Genomic DNA, 16818 nt, shown 5'->3' on the forward strand with positions numbered 1-16818 from the left:
AGATACCAATAAGTGCAACATTTTCCATGATGGCCTCTCCTGAAAGAAAAACACCCTGTCAGCATACTGCTACAGGGTGGGGGTGACCATTTCATTAACCCCAGCGAAGCGGTGCATCGCTGGGGGAAGGAAGAAACCCCTACCTTAACGGCAAGGGTGTGTTATCGCTTCTCAGTTAGCCTTTTTACCTTTTCTCTCGGTTTTGGCCGGTGCTTTTTCTTCTTCAACACTTTCCGTATACGGACGACCGTAGTAAGTGTCCAGCATGATCTGTTTCAGCTCAGCGATCAGCGGATAGCGCGGGTTAGCACCGGTACACTGATCGTCGAAGGCATCTTCAGACAGCTTGTCCACTTTCGCCAGGAAATCAGCTTCCTGCACGCCTGCTTCGCGAATCGAGGTCGGGATGCCCAGTTCAGTTTTGATTCCATCTAACCAGGTCAACAGCTTCTTAATCTTCGCTGCGGTGCGATCGCCGGGTGCACTCAGCCCCAGGTGATCGGCCACTTCAGCATAACGACGACGCGCTTGTGGGCGATCGTATTGACTGAATACGGTTTGTTTGGTCGGGTTGTCGTTCGCGTTATAACGAATGACGTTAGCGATCAACAGGGCATTAGTCAAACCGTGCGGAATATGGAACTCAGAACCCAGCTTGTGCGCCATGGAGTGGCAGACCCCAAGGAAGGCGTTGGCAAAGGCGATACCGGCGATGGTGGCGGCGTTGTGAACGCGTTCACGCGCGACAGGATTTTCGCACCGTCACTGTAGCTGGCTGGCAGGTTCTCTTTGAGCAGCTTCAATGCCTGTAGCGCTTGCCCGTCGGAATATTCGTTGGCAAGCACCGATACGTAAGCTTCCAGTGAGTGGGTAACCGCATCCAGGCCGCCAAAGGCGCACAGGGATTTTGGCATGTTCATCACCAGATTCGCATCCACGATCGCCATGTCCGGGGTGAGCGCATAGTCAGCCAGCGGGTATTTTTGCCCTGTGGCGTCATCCATTACTACGGCGAACGGCGTCACTTCAGAGCCGGTGCCGGAGGTGGTGGTAACGGCAATCATCTTCGCCTTCACACCCATTTTCGGGAATTTGTAGATACGTTTGCGGATATCCATAAAACGCAGGGCCAACTCTTCGAAATGGGTATCCGGGTGTTCGTACATGACCCACATGATTTTGGCCGCGTCCATCGGCGAGCCGCCACCGAGTGCTATGATCACATCAGGTTTGAACGCTTGTATCTGTTCCGCGCCTTTGCGCACGATGCTCAGCGTCGGATCGGCTTCTACTTCAAAGAAAACATCGGTTTCCATTCCGTGCTGTTTCAGTACCGAAGAGATTTGATCCACATAGCCGTTATTAAACAAGAAACGATCAGTCACGATAAAGGCGCGTTTGTGGCCATCCTCGGCCACTTCTTTCAGTGCGATGGGCAAGGAGCCACGACGGAAATAGATGGATTTCGGAAGTTTGTGCCACAACATATTTTCAGCTCGCTTGGCTACCGTTTTCTTGTTAATCAAGTGTTTCGGTCCGACGTTTTCTGAAATGGAGTTACCGCCCCAGGAGCCGCAGCCAAGGTCAGCGACGGTGCCAACTTAAAGTTGTACAGATCGCCGATACCGCCCTGAGAGGCTGGCGTATTGATTAAAATACGCGCAGTTTTCATCATTGCCCCGAAGTGGTTGACGCGTGCTAACTGGTTATCCTGATCGGTATACAGGCACGAGGTATGACCGATACCGCCCATGGCGACCAATTTTTCGGCTTTGACGACGGCGTCGTCAAAATCTTTGGCGCGGTACATGGCAAGCATTGGCGACAGTTTCTCGTGGGCAAAGGGTTCTGACTCATCCACGTTAACCACTTCACCAATCAGGACTTTAGTACCTGCGGGCACGGTAAAACCGGCCATTTCAGCGATTTTGGGCGCGGCCTGACCTACAATCGCCGCGTTGAGCGAGCCATTTTTCAAAATAATCGACTGGATAGCTGCAAGCTCTTTACCTTGCAGCAGATAGCCACCGTGGGTTGAAAAACGTTCCCGCACTGCGTCGTAAACGCTGTCTACCACAATCACCGACTGTTCAGATGTGCAGATCACACCGTTATCGAACGTTTTCGACATCAAAATCGAGGCAACGGCGCGTTTGATGTCCGCCGTTTCATCGATCACTACCGGTGTATTGCCAGCGCCTACCCCGATGGCCGGTTTGCCGGAACTGTAGGCGGCTTTTACCATGCCGGGACCGCCGGTGGCGAGGATCATATTGATGTCAGGGTGGTGCATTAACTGGTTGGACAATTCTACGGAAGGCTCATCAATCCAGCCAATAATGTCTTTCGGCGCGCCGGCAGCAATGGCGGCCTGAAGCACGATGTCTGCGGCTTTATTGGTGGCATTCTTGGCGCGCGGGTGCGGTGAGAAGATGATGCCATTACGGGTTTTCAAGCTGATAAGTGCTTTGAAAATGGCGGTGGAGGTCGGGTTTGTTGTTGGGACAATACCGCACAGCAATCCGATCGGTTCGGCGATGGTGCCTAAGGTCTCATCCTCTGACAAAATGCCGCAGGTTTTGTCATCCTTATAAGCATTGTAGATATATTCAGAAGCGAAGTGGTTTTTAATCACTTTATCTTCCACTATACCCTATACCTATACCTATACCTATACCTATACCTATACCTATACCCATACCCATACCCGATTCCGCTACCGCCATTTTGGCCAGCGGAATGCGGGAGTCAGCGGCGGAGAGGGCGGCGGCACGAAAGATTTGATCGACTTGCTCTTGAGTAAAATTGGCGAAGACCTGATGTGCCTTCTTGACGCGTTCAACCAATGCGTTAAGTTCAGCAACGTTTGTTACGGCCATAATGCTCTTCTGATAATGTTAAACTCTTTCAGGCAATGATCTGACAAACCATTTGTAGCCAAATCATTATTGCAAAACACTAAGTATAGATAACGGCATCGCATTCGTGGCTGAATGCATGGTTAACCTATTCATTGCCTGAAAGGGCTGTGGCCAGCGGTGCGCTTGTCGCGTATGCGGCACCGCCGCCCGACACTCCGTTAGCCAAAGATCATGTGCTGGTGCGAAACAACGGTGCGGAAGTGGCCTCCCTCGATCCGCATAAAATAGAAGGTGTGCCAGAGTCCAACGTCTCACGCGATCTGCTGGAAGGGCTGGTAATTACCGATCCGAATGGAAAAATGGTGCCCGGTGTGGCTGAGCGTTGGGAAAATAAAGACTTTCGCGTTTGGACGTTTCATTTGCGCAAAGATGCACGCTGGTCGAATGGCGATCCCGTCACCGCGCAGGATTTTGTTTACAGTTGGCAGCGACTAGCCGATCCGGCAACGGCCTCGCCTTACGCCAGTTACTTGCAATACGGGCATATCGTTAACATTGACGACATTATTGCCGGTAAGAAAACGCCGGACACGCTGGTCGTAAAAGCCTTGGATGACCATACGCTGGAGGTGACGCTGAGTGAAGCGGTGCCTTATTTTGATAAACTTCCTGTTTATCCTGCCATGTCGCCCGTTAATCGCTCCGCGGTTGAAAAATTCGGTGAGAAATGGACCCAACCGCAACATTGGGTGGGGAACGGTGCCTATACCTTGAAAAATTGGGTTGTCAATGAACGCCTGGTTTTAGTGCGCAATTCGCATTATTAGGATAATGCCCATACCACCATAGAGCAAGTGACGTATTTACCCATTTCCTCAGAAGTGACGGACATAAATCGCTATCGTAGCGGTGAAATTAACATCACTTACAACTACTTACCGATTGAAATGTTTCAAAAAATGAAGCAGAAAATACCCAATGAGGTGAAGGTGACACCGTATTTGTGCTCTTATTATTATGAAATTAATAACCAGCGTGCGCCTTTTACCGATGTTCGAGTGCGTCAGGCGCTGCGTTTAGGGCTAGATCAGACGATTTTAACCAAAAAGGTCAAAAATCAAGGTGATATGCCTGCCTATGGATTTGTGCCACCGTATATTGATGGTTTAAAGGCCAGCGAGCCGGAGTGGTTTACCTGGCCGCAGGAAAAACGCAATGCTGAAGCAAAACGGTTGTTAACCAAAGCGGGGTATACACCGGAAAAACCGCTGACGTTGACGCTGCTGTATAATACCTCCGACCTGCATAAGAAAATGGCGATTGCGGCCGCGTCGCTCTGGAAGCAAAATATTGGCGTGAACATAAAATTGGAAAATCAGGAATGGAAGACGTTTCTCAGTACGCGCCATCAGGGCAATTTCGACTTGGCACGCGCCGGGTGGTGTCCGGATTATAATGAGCCGTCGTCATTTTTGAATAGCATGTTATCGGACAGTAGCTCAAATACGTCACATTACAAAAGCGCTGCGTTTGATGCGCTTATAGCGAAATCACTGCAAGTGCCCAATGAAGAAGAACGTGCGGCTGTTTATCAACAGTCTGAAACGCAATTGGACCGCGATGCGGTGACGATCCCGGTATTTTATTACGCCAATACCCGGTTGGTGAAACCGTATGTTGGTGGTCTGACGGGAAATGATCCGCTCGACAATATTCATGTGAAAGATCTTTATATTTTGCAACATTAACGCCGTCACTTAATATGCATCGCTTCTCTCTTGCCGAAAAAATGATAGGTAGAGAGAAAGCGAGCACAGAAACAGGTGCAATGCCTTTATAGGTAGAACCATGCTGAAATTTATTCTGCGTCGCTGTCTGGAAGCGATACCGACGCTATTTATATTGATTACGATCTCGTTCTTTATGATGCGGTTAGCACCGGGAAGTCCTTTTACCGGCGAACGTAATTTGCCCCCGAAAGTGATGGCAAATATTGAGGCCAAATACCATCTCAACGATCCGATATTGAAGCAATATGGTAATTATCTGCTCCAATTGGCGCAGGGGGATTTTGGTCCGTCCTTTAAATATAAGGACTACTCGGTTAACGATCTGGTGGCGAGTGCGTTTCCCATTTCCGCTAAACTTGGTGCGGCCGCCTTTGTGTTTGCCGTGATCCTGGGTGTGACAGCAGGCACCGTAGCGGCGTTGTACCAAAATAGCCGTTGGGACTACACCATTATGGGATTTGCCATGACTGGCGTGGTGATCCCCAGTTTTGTGGTCGCGCCACTCTTGGTGCTGGTGTTCTCGATCACGCTGCGCTGGCTGCCCGCCGGGGGATGGAACGGTGGGGCGGGTAAATATGTGTTACTACCGATGGTGGCGCTTTCACTCTCTTACATTGCCAGTATCGCACGTATCACGCGCGGCGCGATGATTGAAGTGCTGCACGCCAATTTTATCCGCACCGCGCGCGCTAAAGGGTTGCCGATGTGCCACATTATTTTGCGCCATGCGCTGAAACCTGCCTTGCTGCCGGTGCTCTCCTACATGGGCCCGGCGTTTGTCGGCATCATCACCGGTTCAATGGTGATCGAGACCATTTTCGGTTTGCCAGGCATCGGACAACTGTTTGTTAACGGTGCATTGAACCGGGACTATTCTCTGGTGCTTAGCCTGACCATACTGGTGGGTGGTTTGACAATCCTGTTTAACGCCATCATCGATGTGTTGTATGCCGTCATCGATCCCAAAATTCGTTATTGAGTGAGGTGAGGATGTTCAGAAAGCAAAATAATCACACGCTGATGAAGATGGGGCAATCATTGGAGATTAAGGGACGTAGTCTATGGCAGGATGCCGGGCGGCGGTTTATGCATCACCGCGCCGCCGTGGCGAGCCTGATGGTTCTGGGGGGCATTACGCTGTTTGTTACGCTGGCTCCGTTGTTGTTCCCCTTCAATTTTGCCGATACCGATTTTGCCATGATGTCGCAGGTACCGGATTTGGCTTCAAAGCATTATTTTGGTACCGACTCTAACGGCCGCGATCTGCTGGTGCGCGTTGCCATCGGCGGGAGAATTTCATTACTGGTTGGCATTGCTGCCGTGTTGATTGCCGTGCTGGTGGGCACCTTGTACGGGGCCATTTCTGACTACGCGGGTGGCAAAGTGGATTCCGTCATGATGCGCTGGCTGGAGATCCTGAATTCATTTCCGTTTATGTTTTTCGTCATCCTGCTGGTGACCTTTTTTGGACAGCAGCTACTGCTGATCTTCATTGCGATTGGTATGGTGTCGTGGCTCGATATGGCGAGGATTGTGCGTGGGCAGACGCTTAGCCTCAAACGTAAAGAGTTTATTGAAGCGGCGGTGGTGTGTGGTGTGTCTACCACGGGCATTGTGTTGCGCCATATCGTGCCGAATGTGCTGGGTGTCGTCGTGGTGTACGCGTCACTGCTGATTCCCAGTATGATCCTGTTCGAGTCGTTTTTAAGTTTTCTTGGGCTGGGCGTGCAAGAGCCGCTCAGCAGTTGGGGCTCGCTGCTCAATGACGGGGTGAACTCAATGGAAGTGTCGCCTTGGCTGCTGCTGTTCCCGGCTGCGTTTTTGGTTGTCACCCTGTTTTGTTTTAATTTTATCGGCGATGGCTTACGGGATGCTCTGGACCCTAAGGATCGTTGAGGAGCCGCTATGATTGCGAAACACGCAGAACAGAAAGGGAATAACCTGCGCGCGCTGCACCCGTTACTAAGCGTCACGGATCTCTGCGTGCGGTTTGCTACCGAGGACGGGGATGTCACGGCGGTAAATGCACTGACGTTTACTGTGGAACAGGGTGAAACGCTGGGCATTGTCGGAGAATCAGGCTCGGGAAAATCGCAGATCGCGTTTGCACTGATGGGGTTGCTGGCGGCAAATGGACAGGCCAGCGGTTCGGCCCGCTTCATGGGGCATGAAATTCTCAATCTGCCAGAAAAATCGCTGAACAAGCTTCGGGCGAAAGAGATCGCCATGATTTTTCAGGATCCTATGACCTCGCTTAACCCTTATATGCGCGTCGGGGAGCAGTTGATGGAAGTCCTGATGTTTCATCAAGGATGCAGTCGCAGCGAGGCGTTTGACGGCGCGGTGAATATGCTGGATGCGGTGCGAATGCCAGAGGCACGCCAGCGCATGAAAATGTATCCCCATGAGTTTTCGGGGGGGATGCGTCAGCGTGTCATGATTGCCATGGCGTTGCTGTGTCAGCCCAAACTGCTGATCGCCGATGAGCCAACCACGGCGCTGGATGTCACCGTGCAAGCGCAAATGATGACATTGCTTGCGGATTTAAAACGGGAATTCAACACTTCCATCATCATGATTACCCACGATTTAGGCGTGGTGGCAGGCATTTGTGACAAGGTGTTGGTGATGTATGCGGGTCGCACCATGGAGTATGGCAGCGCACGCGATGTTTTTTACCGTCCATCTCATCCTTATTCGGTAGGGTTGCTTAATGCGGTGCCCCGTCTGGATGTCAGTGACGAGACGCGGGCTACAATCCCTGGTAATCCGCCCAATCTGTTGCATTTACCGCAGGGATGTCCATTCTTTCCCCGGTGTCCCTACGCCATGGATCGCTGCCAGGAGGTGCCCGAATTGACCTCGTTTGATGCGGGTCGGATGCGGGCCTGTTTTCGCGCGGTGGAGGAGGTGCTATGACAAACCAACAGGAGAAACGCGTCATCCTTGACGTGCGTGACCTCAGCGTGCACTTCGCCGTCAATGCGCACAAAAAATGGTTTTGGCAACCCGCACAGTCTCTTAGAGCGGTAGATGGCGTCACATTTCGCCTCTATGAAGGCGAAACGCTGGGTATTGTCGGTGAATCGGGTTGCGGTAAATCGACTCTGGCGCGCGCCATTATTGGATTGGTGAAAGCCACCAGCGGGCAGATTTGCTGGCTGGGGCAGGATTTGTGCCACATCCATCAGAAGGGATGGCGTCACGTTCGCAACGATATTCAAATGATTTTTCAAGACCCGCTGGCTTCGCTTAACCCGCGTATGACGGTGGGTGAGATCGTCGCCGAGCCACTGCGTACGTATCGAGACGACCTGTCCCGGCAAGTGATCAACGATCGTGTCAAAAATATGATGCAGAAGGTAGGGTTACTGCCTAACCAGATTAACCGCTATCCTCACGAGTTTTCTGGCGGCCAGTGTCAGCGCATCGGTATTGCCCGGGCGTTGATTTTACGCCCCAAACTGATTATTTGTGATGAGCCCGTATCGGCGCTCGATGTGTCGATTCAGGCGCAGGTGGTGAATTTGTTGCGGCAATTGCAGAAGGAAATGCAACTGTCACTGATTTTTATTGCGCACGATCTTTCGGTGGTTAAACACATTTCCGATCGCGTACTGCTGATGTATCTCGGTCACGCCGTGGAACTGGCAACCGATGACGCCTTGTTTGGCAATCCGTTACACCCTTACACCCAGGCGCTGATGTCGGCGGTACCGATCCCCTATCCCGACAAAAAGCGTGGCAAACGGATACAGCTGTTGGAGGGAGAGTTGCCTTCACCGATTAACCCACCCGCCGGCTGTGTATTTTGCAGCCGCTGTCCGATAGCCAGTGAAACCTGTGTCAAGACGCGCCCATTACTGGAAGGCAATTTTACCCATGCAGTCTCGTGCCTGAAAGTCGATCCGCTACAAGGCTGACCATAAAAAAGGCCTGCATATCAGCAGGCCGTTAGGGAGAGGCGTTACTCACGCCACAAGATATGACACATCTTGTTGTCTTTTTCACGGCAAATCAAAATACGCGCGAACACGTCGTTGATCGGGTCGCCATCTTTTTCCGCCAAACCAATCACCACTTCTGCAAAAAAGTCGGGATTCAAATCGACATCGACATGTTCTTGCCAGTCCTCGGCGGGATCAAATAATTCTGCACCGCCGCGCTCCTCAAATTGAAGATTGAACAGGATAATATCCGCTGGGTCGAGGTTGTCAGACGCCAGTTCAAGAAAGATATCGTAAGCTTGCTCGAGCGTTTTATCTTCCGTAAGACGGTTGTTCAGGTCCATAAGGCATTTCCATAGATTCAGTAATGGCACTATTAGAACATGACGGCTCGTCTATTGACAGCGCAACGCACGGCGATTGTCGGGAACCTGAGCATCACAAAAATGGGCTGAAAAAGTAAAACAGGCGCTCGACAATACGCTGCCAGTAAGGGCGTTGTTGCCACTTGCTTTCATCCATCAGGCGTGAGCGAGCGATATAATTTTCCTGTACGCAGGCCAGATCGCTGCCGAAGCCATCATCGTCGATCACCAGCGTGATTTCAAAATTGAGCCACAGGCTGCGCATGTCCAGATTGACTGTACCTACCAGACTGAGTTGCCCGTCGACCAACACGCTTTTGGTGTGCAGTAATCCATCCTGAAACTGGTAGATTTTTACCCCTGCGGCAAACAATTCATTGAAAAACGCACGGCTGGCCCAGCCGACCAATACGGAGTCGTTTTTGTGCGGCAGGATAATGCTGACATCTACGCCGCGTTGTGCCGCCGTGCAGATGGCATGCAGCAGATCGTCACTAGGGACGAAGTAGGGCGTGGTCATGATCAACTGGTGTCGCGCGGAGTAGACGGCCGTTAGCAACGCTTGGTGGATCATGTCTTCCGGGTAGCCCGGACCTGATACAATCACCTGCACAGTATGCCCACGCTCCTGCTCGAACGGCATCAGGCCGACATCTGGCGGCGGCGGCAACAGGCGTTGACCCGTTTCCATTTCCCAGTCGCAGCAATAGATAATGCCCATGGTGGTGGTGATCGGACCTTCAATACGCGCCATCAAATCGACCCACTGGCCGACGCCTGCATCCTGTTTGAAAAAACGTGGATCGACCATGTTCATGCTGCCGGTATAGGCAATTCGGTTATCAATCAGGACCACTTTGCGGTGCTGTCGCAAATCAATGCGACGCAGAAAAGCACGGAACAGGTTTACCTTGAGGGCTTCCACGACCTCAATCCCAGCCTCGCGCATCTGTGAGGTATAGGTGCTGTGAAAGAAATCGACGCTGCCCGCAGAATCGAGCAAAATTCGACAGGTTACACCGCGCTGAGCCGCTTTTTTCAAGGCCGCAGTGACCTGCTCAACCAGTCCGCCGGGTTGCCAGATGTAAAACACCATCTCTATGTCGCTGCGTGCCAGGTCAATATCACGCACCAGCCCTTTGATGGTATCTTCGAAGGTGGTCAGCAACTGCAACTGGTTTCCTTTGATACCGCCGATCCCCTGACGGCGTTCGCACAGTTGGAACAGTGAGCGCGCCACTTCACTGTTTTCAGTGGCGAAAATCTGCCGGTACTCGGCCAACTCCCGCAGCCATTTGGCCGTTGATGGCCACATTCGGCTGGCACGTTCGGCGCGTCGCTTACCCAGATGCAACTCACCAAACGAAAGGTAGGCGATGATACCGACCAACGGCAGAATATAAATGACCAGCAACCAGGCCATTGCAGAAGGAACCGCACGGCGCTTCATTAAGACGCGAAGCGTAACGCCAGCGATCAGCAGCCAGTAACCCAGAACCAGTAGCCAACTCAACAGAGTGTAAAAAGTCGTCATAGCAGCGCACAGATCCCTTCGGCACACGATTGACATAAAGTGTACGCATAGTTTGCCGAAAGAGGAAATTCCTTTCGTCTGAATAGAATAGGAAGAAATTGCCGGTACAGACACGGCAAAAAGAGCGCGGCGCTTGGATTGACCTGAGAACGCGCTATACTACCGCGCCGCACCCCCTCCCGTTTTCGATAAAGAGTGTTGTCATGAGACGCAGCAGAAATGAAGTGATCCGGTGGCGCATGTTACGCCAGGTTCAGCGGCGCAGAGGCCGTTGGTTGGAAGCCCAGTCACGCACTTATCGGCATATTCACTATGCCCGTTACCTGCAACAGAAACATCAGCGTCGTGCTCTGCTGTATGCGGTGGCCTACGAGTGGTAGTCGCCCATTGACGAGATAAACAGTCCAATCACCACTACTTCCACCGTCATTCCCGCGAAGGCGGGAATCTCTTGCTGAAGAAATACATTTATTCTCATAGAGATCCCCGGTTTTCGCCGAGGATGACAAGGGGTAAAGTGACATTGTCAGCAGTCCGAACGGCCGCTTTTAGTAGCCGCTGTTTGTTGATTCTGATAGCGTGAAGAGCGTGACTGAAGCACGCAACTGCTCGGTCTGTGCCAGTAACGCGTTAAACGTATCAGCGCTGGCTTCTACCTGACTGACATTCTGTTTAACCGTGTCGTTCAGGGTTTGAATACGCTCGGTTACTGCCTGAATGTGCTGGGTTTGCTGCGCGGAAATGTCGGCGATTTCATTGAGAAACGTGCCAGTGCCCTGTGCGGAGTTGATGATATTTTGCAAACTGTCGCTCAATTTTTTGACCAATTTGGCACCGGTCGCAACGCTGCTGTCTGAGTTGCGAATCAGCACATTAATGTGCTGCGCCGACTGGCTACTCTGCGCGGCCAGTGTGCCGACCTCGCGGGCAACCACCGCGAAACCGCGTCCCTGTTCACCCGCTCGCGCTGCCTCAATGGCGGCATTCAATGAGAGAATGTGTGTTTGAAACGCCACGTTTTCGATCATCCCGATGGCATCCGTCATCTCTTTAGTGCGTCCGGTGATGTCGGACATTGCGGCATGCACGTCATTCATCATCAACTCACCGTGAGCGGCCATGGTGCTGGTGTTCAGGGCATGCTGGCTGGCCTGCTCGGTATGCTGGGTGTGCTGTGCCAGTTGCTCATTCAACTGAAGAATGTTGTCCGTGGTCGCTTTTAGCGCAGTTGCTTGCAGACGGACCTGTGAAAACAGCATCTGATTATCCATTGTGACGCGGTCAACGTGCTGCGTCATGCCTTCTATACCGTGGTGTACCTGGCTAACGAGGTCGATCAATCCGGTTTGCATTTGTGTCATGCTGTGATTTAACACGGCGATCTCGCGGGTACAGCTGCTGTTCTCATCAAGTTGCTGTGAGAGGTCGCCGGACGCAATGCGTCCAAGGTGATGAATAATGCGATTGAGGGGGCGAATGATGATCCGGTTTACGATAGCCCACACGCCAAACGAAACGGCCAGCAGCAGTCCGAGCACGATCATGAAGATGGTGTGGGTACGGTCGAGGGAAATCAGAAATTGTTCCCGATTCTGTTTTTGACGTGCGGCATTATTCGCCAGATAGTGTCCGTATTTCTGTGTGAAATCATTCTGATAAGCCTGAATAGGCACTATAAAAAAGATATCGATCTGATTGCTCTGTTTGATACCGTCAGCCAACTCAATCAACCCTTGATACAATTGCTGGTAGCTACGCAGTAACGCTTGACTGTCGTTGTCATTGTCGTCAGGTTTTTCGATCTGCTGATAATAGTCCTGAGCCTGTTTGAGAGAGACTTGTGCCCCTTCCATCAGGCTATTCCAACTGCCTACGGAGCCGGTCTCTTTATCTACCATTAGATAGATGCCCGCCCGGTTTAACTTATCGCTGGCGTTCATCGCCGCCATACGCGCCTGATCCAAAAGCGCTTTTTGCTCACGTAAACGATCGTTGGCCGTGGTATCACGCTGTACCTGGCTCATGGTGTTAGAAATAATCGCGATCGACATCAGTTGCAGCAACGAAAACAAACCAATAATCAGCAATAACCCCAAAAAAATGCTGGGTCGGAATCTGCGGAACAATGTCCCTTTTCCCTTCAGAAACGCGAATCGTGGTAGCATAAGTCCTGGTTCTCAATTAACAAGAGTCAGTACCATAGCATTGTTAAATGACTATATTATTTCAGCTTTTTCCTTCAGTCACTGATATTTTTCAAATTAACTGAAATAAACACGGCGTTGAAATACAGCCGGTAATACAGCAAAAACGCGTTAAATCGGGCATTTTTGCTGCATCGTCAATGCTGTCTTAAACAAAATAACCATTGGTAATGCTAGGTTAAAACACCTTTTTGAAGGGTTTTACGATTATGCTGTGATACACGCCTGCGGCAACGTAAGGGTCGGCATCAGCCCAGCGCTGTGCGTCCGCCAGTGAGGGAAATTCGGCAATAACCGCGGAACCGGTAAATCCAGCATCACCGGGGGTTTCACTATCAACGGCGGGGAGTGGACGTGCTGTAAGCAGCCGACCTTCATCGCGCAAGGTTTTCAAGCGTCCCAAATGGGCAGGGCGTGCAGCCAGACGATTTGACAATGAACCAGGAACGTCCTGAGCAAAAATGATGTACAACATCTTGATAATCCTCAAGGGAATAGCGTGAAAACACCATCATACTCTGCCCGTGTTTTTTTTAACAAACTATCGGGTTCTTATTGAATATGATTGCTATTTGCATTTAAACTTGGGCGGCTAAGAGGACAACGAAAAATTATGCCGCAAACAACTTTATTAGGAATCCGCCGCCAATCATGGTCTTTTTTACTTTCTGTTGGCGCTCATGGTGGATTAATCGCCGTATTGTTATACGCATCGTTTAATGACGCACTCGAACTTCCTCAGGCGACGAAGCCGATCAGCGTCGTGATGGTCGCACCTGCGGCGACGGAAGCGGCTCCCGCACCGCAGGCTGCACAGCCGGAGCCAGAACCACAGGTCGAAGCAGTGAAACAACCTGAGCCAGAGCCGGAACCTTTGCCGCAGCCTGTCGCGATCCCGTTGCCTGAGCCAAAGCCAGAACCGAAACCTAAGCCGAAACCGAAAACGGAGCCGGTGAAGAAAAAGGTCGAGCAATCGAAGAAGACGCAAGAGAAGGCTGATGAGAAACAGCCACCCTCGCCGTTTACCTCAGAGGATGCCAGCAAAACCCGTGACAATGCGCTTGTACGTCAAGCTCCGGCACCGTCTGCCTCGACGCAGTCGTCAGGACCACGCCCATTGAGCCGCGCGCAACCGCAGTATCCGGCACGCGCGTTTGCGCTGCGCGTGGAAGGCAGAGCAACGCTTCAGTTTGATGTGGATAGTGAAGGGCGAGTAGACAATATCCGCGTGCTGAACGCACAGCCGCGCAATATGTTTGAACGCGATATTCGTCAGGCAATGCGTAAATGGCGTTACGAAGCGGGAAAACCGGGTAAAGATTTGCAGGTCACCATCATCTTTAAAATTGATGGTGGCGCCGTGGTTGAATAAACCCGCCACTGCACATCAATAAAAAAAGAACCGCAAGTGCGGTTCTTTTTTTGTCAAAGGCCCGTGACGTTAATGGGCGGTCAGGGGTCTTCCTGGTCTGGGTCGGGTGCGGTAAAGTGGCTTTTCCCGGCCGGTAATTCGCAGGGGTGACCCGCTTCATCCACTGCAACGTAGGTGAAAAGCGCCTGGGTTGCGCGGTAACGTTGCCCGATGGGCGCGGTGGAGACCTTTTTCACCCACACTTCAACATTGATGTCCAGCGAACTGCGACCGGTGCGCAGGCAGCGGGCATAGCAGCAAACCACATCACCAACGGCGAGGGGTTTAAGGAAGCTCATGCCGTCAACGCGTACCGTGACAACGCGTCCTTCGGCAATATCTTTCGCCATGATGGCTCCGCCAATGTCCATTTGCGACATCAACCAGCCACCAAAAATATCGCCATTGGCATTGGTATCCGCGGGCATAGCCAGCGTGCACAGAACCAGCTCACCGTGAGGTGCAGTTTGAGTAGTGCTCATCGTCGTCTCAGGTTAACGTTTAAAGGATTACTGTTTGCTTTCGTTATTATTCTGCTCAGGAGGAAGATGGCGGTAGATGTAAACGCCACAGGCCAGTGTAAACAACAAGGTGAGCCCTGTCAGCCCGAATACTTTGAAGTTCATCCACAGCCCTTCTGACAACCAAAACGCAACATAGATATTGAGCAGTCCGCAGGCAATGAAGAACAGCGCCCAGGCGCTATTCAGCTTACGCCAAACCGGTTGCGGCAGCGTAATCTCTTTGCCCAGCATGCTTTGAATCAGCGACTTGTTGAAAAACCACTGACCGATCAGTAACGCACAGGCGAACAGCGCATAAATGATTGTCACTTTCCATTTGATGAATTCGGGGTTATGGAAATAGATAGTCAGCCCGCCGAACACCGCCACCAACGCTACGGTGACCAGCATGGTTTTTTCTACCTTGCGGAACTTGTACCAACTGTAGAGGAAAGCGGTGAGTGTGGCAGCGATCAGCGCACCGGTTGCCCAAAAGATATCGTGCAGTTTGTATACTACGAAAAAAATAACTAAAGGTAATAAATCAAGAAGTTGCTTCATTATATCGACCCATTACAACGCGAGGTGCCAAATATTAACCACATTCACCCGTAGGCGATCGTCTGCTGCTGGTTATCATTATCCTTGATTTCGCCATCCGCTTCCTGTTTTATCGTAAGAATTTGCTGAACATTATTTTCGGTTAATCAAACATGCCGCCAGCAGACGGCATGTTCGCGCATTATTGACGCAGCAACATATACAGACGGAAAAGATAGATCAAAAAGATGGCAGAGATCAGGTTACTCACCCCGTTCATCAGAATTGCCATGGTGGTCGGCGATGCCAGCGGCAGACGCGCAACCAGCATCAGTAGGGCAACTTTAGCCAATAACCAAAAAAGCACGGCAGGTGCAACCAGCTTCAGATTGCCATAGGCGAGCTTTGCACTGGGGCGGATGGAGGCGAAAACGCCTTTATTCTCAACCGCTGCGATCACCGGTGACATACTCACCGCGATGGCCAGCAACACCCCCGGCACGATTAACAGCAGCATGCCCAACTGCACCAAAATGGTACCCACCAGAATCAAAAAGAACAGCCGCGGTAACAGCGGAGCGGAACCACCAATCGCGCGTAGCGCGCTGGTGGACTGTCTGGCAGAAACCTGTCTTACCAGCGTCAGCACGCCGCCCGTCAGCAACGCATTGCCGACCAATGCTGCAAAGGTGCTGGCAGCGGAAACTTTGAGCAGCACCATCTGCTGCTCGGGCGTCATTTGTTGAATCAGGTCGTACAACCCTAACTGACCGGTACTGGAAAGATCGCCGCTGACATTACTCAATAGCTGCAACTGTTCCGGTGCCGGTATCAATGCCTGATTTAACATGACAGTAATGACCGCCGTGAGCAATGATAGCAACAACAGGCCGATAAGTTGGTTACGCGTAAAATTCATAGTGTCACGGTAGAGGGTACCAGCTGTGATAGACATGAAGGCTCCTTGGCTATTCAACAGTGAAAACGACGCGTCACCGCGCCCAATGATCCACATTGTAACCTGTTACCTCAAAAGGTTGCACCTTGCTGCACGTCTGAAAAGGGTATTCGCTGCAATTTTATCCGGCAGGTTAAAGCGGGGGCAAGCCATAGCGGGCTCTGGCTCGATTGCAGGCGTCATTTTCCTCACCGTTCTCACCGGACCGTAAAAACTCACGACACGGCGAGGGACGCTGCGAATAGATGCTGCAGCTGACAGCCTGACCGATCTCACCTTCCAGCGCAGTACAACGACAGTGAGCCTTGTTGTTGGTGCCCTGCATACAACGAATAAATGGAGTGATAGGTTCTGTCAGACCTGCCGGTGTCAGTCCACCACCATCATCCGCTTCTGCCCAGTAAAATGAAACGCGAAAAAAACCGCAGCAGGCACCGCATCGCAGGCAACTGTCGAGGTTATCACCGATATTCGATTCCAGGTTCGACGTCTCCATGGTTTACCTCTTTCACAACGCGTCATCAACGGTACCGGGTAGACACTCACTATAGCGCCACGGATTGATCGCCGTGAAGATGCAGAATTAATCAGCGCACTAAATGCGTGCTGAATTAAAAACTGATTCAGATAAATTTTAATTTTTTAATTAGTTAGCGTATTTTGATGTGTATAAAATTTCGCTTTTTTAGCGCAAGAGTTGTGATC

General features: G+C 51.4%; 14 protein-coding genes and 2 pseudogenes. 7 read left to right on the forward strand and 9 right to left on the reverse strand.

Annotated elements, in window-relative coordinates:
• Positions 1 to 171 precede the first annotated feature (171 nt).
• Positions 172 to 2879 (reverse strand): annotated as a pseudogene (gene adhE, locus CS369_RS10685) (bifunctional acetaldehyde-CoA/alcohol dehydrogenase).
• A 149-nt stretch (positions 2880 to 3028) separates the two neighbouring features.
• On the opposite strand from adhE, the pseudogene oppA reads away from it, so the two are divergent.
• From oppA to oppF, 5 genes and pseudogenes are all read left to right on the forward strand, one after another.
• A pseudogene (gene oppA / locus CS369_RS10690) lies at positions 3029 to 4609 on the forward strand (oligopeptide ABC transporter substrate-binding protein OppA).
• Positions 4610 to 4709: 100 nt separating this feature from the next.
• Positions 4710 to 5630, forward strand: coding sequence for an oligopeptide ABC transporter permease OppB (oppB, locus tag CS369_RS10695; RefSeq protein WP_196907071.1), 921 nt, complete (start codon positions 4710 to 4712; stop codon positions 5628 to 5630).
• 11 nt (positions 5631 to 5641) lie between these two features.
• On the forward strand, positions 5642 to 6547 hold the full coding sequence (oppC, locus tag CS369_RS10700) for an oligopeptide ABC transporter permease OppC (protein WP_196907072.1): 906 nt from the start codon (positions 5642 to 5644) through the stop codon (positions 6545 to 6547).
• Positions 6548 to 6556: 9 nt separating this feature from the next.
• Positions 6557 to 7570 (forward strand): oligopeptide ABC transporter ATP-binding protein OppD, encoded by a 1014-nt coding sequence (gene oppD, locus CS369_RS10705; RefSeq protein WP_196907073.1) that lies wholly within the window; start codon positions 6557 to 6559, stop codon positions 7568 to 7570.
• Entirely contained in the window at positions 7567 to 8574 is a 1008-nt protein-coding gene (gene oppF / locus CS369_RS10710; protein WP_196907074.1) for a murein tripeptide/oligopeptide ABC transporter ATP binding protein OppF, read from the forward strand. The genes oppD and oppF overlap by 4 nt, the downstream gene beginning before the upstream one ends.
• 44 nt (positions 8575 to 8618) lie before the next feature.
• Here oppF and CS369_RS10715 read toward each other — a convergent pair whose 3' ends face one another.
• Complete coding sequence (locus tag CS369_RS10715; protein ID WP_196907075.1) at positions 8619 to 8942, reverse strand: HI1450 family dsDNA-mimic protein; 324 nt, start codon at positions 8940 to 8942, stop codon at positions 8619 to 8621.
• Between the two features lie 94 nt (positions 8943 to 9036).
• Positions 9037 to 10497, reverse strand: a complete 1461-nt coding sequence (gene cls, locus CS369_RS10720; protein ID WP_196907076.1) for a cardiolipin synthase — start codon at positions 10495 to 10497, stop codon at positions 9037 to 9039.
• 203 nt (positions 10498 to 10700) lie between these two features.
• Between cls and CS369_RS10725 the strand changes: the two genes are divergently transcribed.
• A complete protein-coding gene (locus CS369_RS10725) occupies positions 10701 to 10877 on the forward strand; it encodes a YciY family protein (RefSeq protein ID WP_196907077.1) in 177 nt (58 codons plus the stop codon).
• A 168-nt stretch (positions 10878 to 11045) separates the two neighbouring features.
• On the opposite strand, the gene CS369_RS10730 is transcribed toward CS369_RS10725, so the two are convergent.
• Positions 11046 to 12662, reverse strand: a complete 1617-nt coding sequence (locus tag CS369_RS10730) for a methyl-accepting chemotaxis protein (RefSeq protein WP_196907078.1) — start codon at positions 12660 to 12662, stop codon at positions 11046 to 11048.
• A 217-nt stretch (positions 12663 to 12879) separates the two neighbouring features.
• Complete coding sequence (locus CS369_RS10735) at positions 12880 to 13176, reverse strand: YciI family protein (RefSeq protein ID WP_196907079.1); 297 nt, start codon at positions 13174 to 13176, stop codon at positions 12880 to 12882.
• Between the two features lie 138 nt (positions 13177 to 13314).
• On the opposite strand from CS369_RS10735, the gene tonB reads away from it, so the two are divergent.
• Positions 13315 to 14073: a TonB system transport protein TonB gene (gene tonB, locus CS369_RS10740; protein ID WP_196907080.1), complete on the forward strand. Its 759-nt coding sequence runs from the start codon at positions 13315 to 13317 to the stop codon at positions 14071 to 14073.
• A gap of 80 nt (positions 14074 to 14153) precedes the next feature.
• On the opposite strand, the gene yciA is transcribed toward tonB, so the two are convergent.
• The 4 genes from yciA to CS369_RS10760 form a co-directional block, all read right to left on the reverse strand.
• Positions 14154 to 14594, reverse strand: a complete 441-nt coding sequence (gene yciA, locus CS369_RS10745; protein WP_196907081.1) for an acyl-CoA thioester hydrolase YciA — start codon at positions 14592 to 14594, stop codon at positions 14154 to 14156.
• A 27-nt stretch (positions 14595 to 14621) separates the two neighbouring features.
• Positions 14622 to 15176, reverse strand: coding sequence for a septation protein A (locus CS369_RS10750; RefSeq protein WP_196907082.1), 555 nt, complete (start codon positions 15174 to 15176; stop codon positions 14622 to 14624).
• A gap of 181 nt (positions 15177 to 15357) precedes the next feature.
• Positions 15358 to 16110: a YciC family protein gene (locus CS369_RS10755; RefSeq protein WP_196907083.1), complete on the reverse strand. Its 753-nt coding sequence runs from the start codon at positions 16108 to 16110 to the stop codon at positions 15358 to 15360.
• 136 nt (positions 16111 to 16246) lie between these two features.
• On the reverse strand, positions 16247 to 16609 hold the full coding sequence (locus CS369_RS10760; protein ID WP_196907084.1) for a YkgJ family cysteine cluster protein: 363 nt from the start codon (positions 16607 to 16609) through the stop codon (positions 16247 to 16249).
• Positions 16610 to 16818 lie beyond the last annotated feature (209 nt).

It is taken from the genome of Candidatus Symbiopectobacterium sp. 'North America' (assembly GCF_015762685.1).
GTDB lineage: Bacteria > Pseudomonadota > Gammaproteobacteria > Enterobacterales > Enterobacteriaceae > Symbiopectobacterium.

Coding starts and splice junctions, on each gene's coding strand:
- oppB (WP_196907071.1), top strand. CDS start 4,710: ATGCTGAAATTTATTCTGCGTCGCTGTCTGGAAGCGATACCGACGCTA.
- oppC (WP_196907072.1), top strand. CDS start 5,642: ATGTTCAGAAAGCAAAATAATCACACGCTGATGAAGATGGGGCAATCA.
- oppD (WP_196907073.1), top strand. CDS start 6,557: ATGATTGCGAAACACGCAGAACAGAAAGGGAATAACCTGCGCGCGCTG.
- oppF (WP_196907074.1), top strand. CDS start 7,567: ATGACAAACCAACAGGAGAAACGCGTCATCCTTGACGTGCGTGACCTC.
- CS369_RS10715 (WP_196907075.1), bottom strand. CDS start 8,942: ATGGACCTGAACAACCGTCTTACGGAAGATAAAACGCTCGAGCAAGCT.
- cls (WP_196907076.1), bottom strand. CDS start 10,497: ATGACGACTTTTTACACTCTGTTGAGTTGGCTACTGGTTCTGGGTTAC.
- CS369_RS10725 (WP_196907077.1), top strand. CDS start 10,701: ATGAGACGCAGCAGAAATGAAGTGATCCGGTGGCGCATGTTACGCCAG.
- CS369_RS10730 (WP_196907078.1), bottom strand. CDS start 12,662: ATGCTACCACGATTCGCGTTTCTGAAGGGAAAAGGGACATTGTTCCGC.
- CS369_RS10735 (WP_196907079.1), bottom strand. CDS start 13,176: ATGTTGTACATCATTTTTGCTCAGGACGTTCCTGGTTCATTGTCAAAT.
- tonB (WP_196907080.1), top strand. CDS start 13,315: ATGCCGCAAACAACTTTATTAGGAATCCGCCGCCAATCATGGTCTTTT.
- yciA (WP_196907081.1), bottom strand. CDS start 14,594: ATGAGCACTACTCAAACTGCACCTCACGGTGAGCTGGTTCTGTGCACG.
- CS369_RS10750 (WP_196907082.1), bottom strand. CDS start 15,176: ATGAAGCAACTTCTTGATTTATTACCTTTAGTTATTTTTTTCGTAGTA.
- CS369_RS10755 (WP_196907083.1), bottom strand. CDS start 16,110: ATGTCTATCACAGCTGGTACCCTCTACCGTGACACTATGAATTTTACG.
- CS369_RS10760 (WP_196907084.1), bottom strand. CDS start 16,609: ATGGAGACGTCGAACCTGGAATCGAATATCGGTGATAACCTCGACAGT.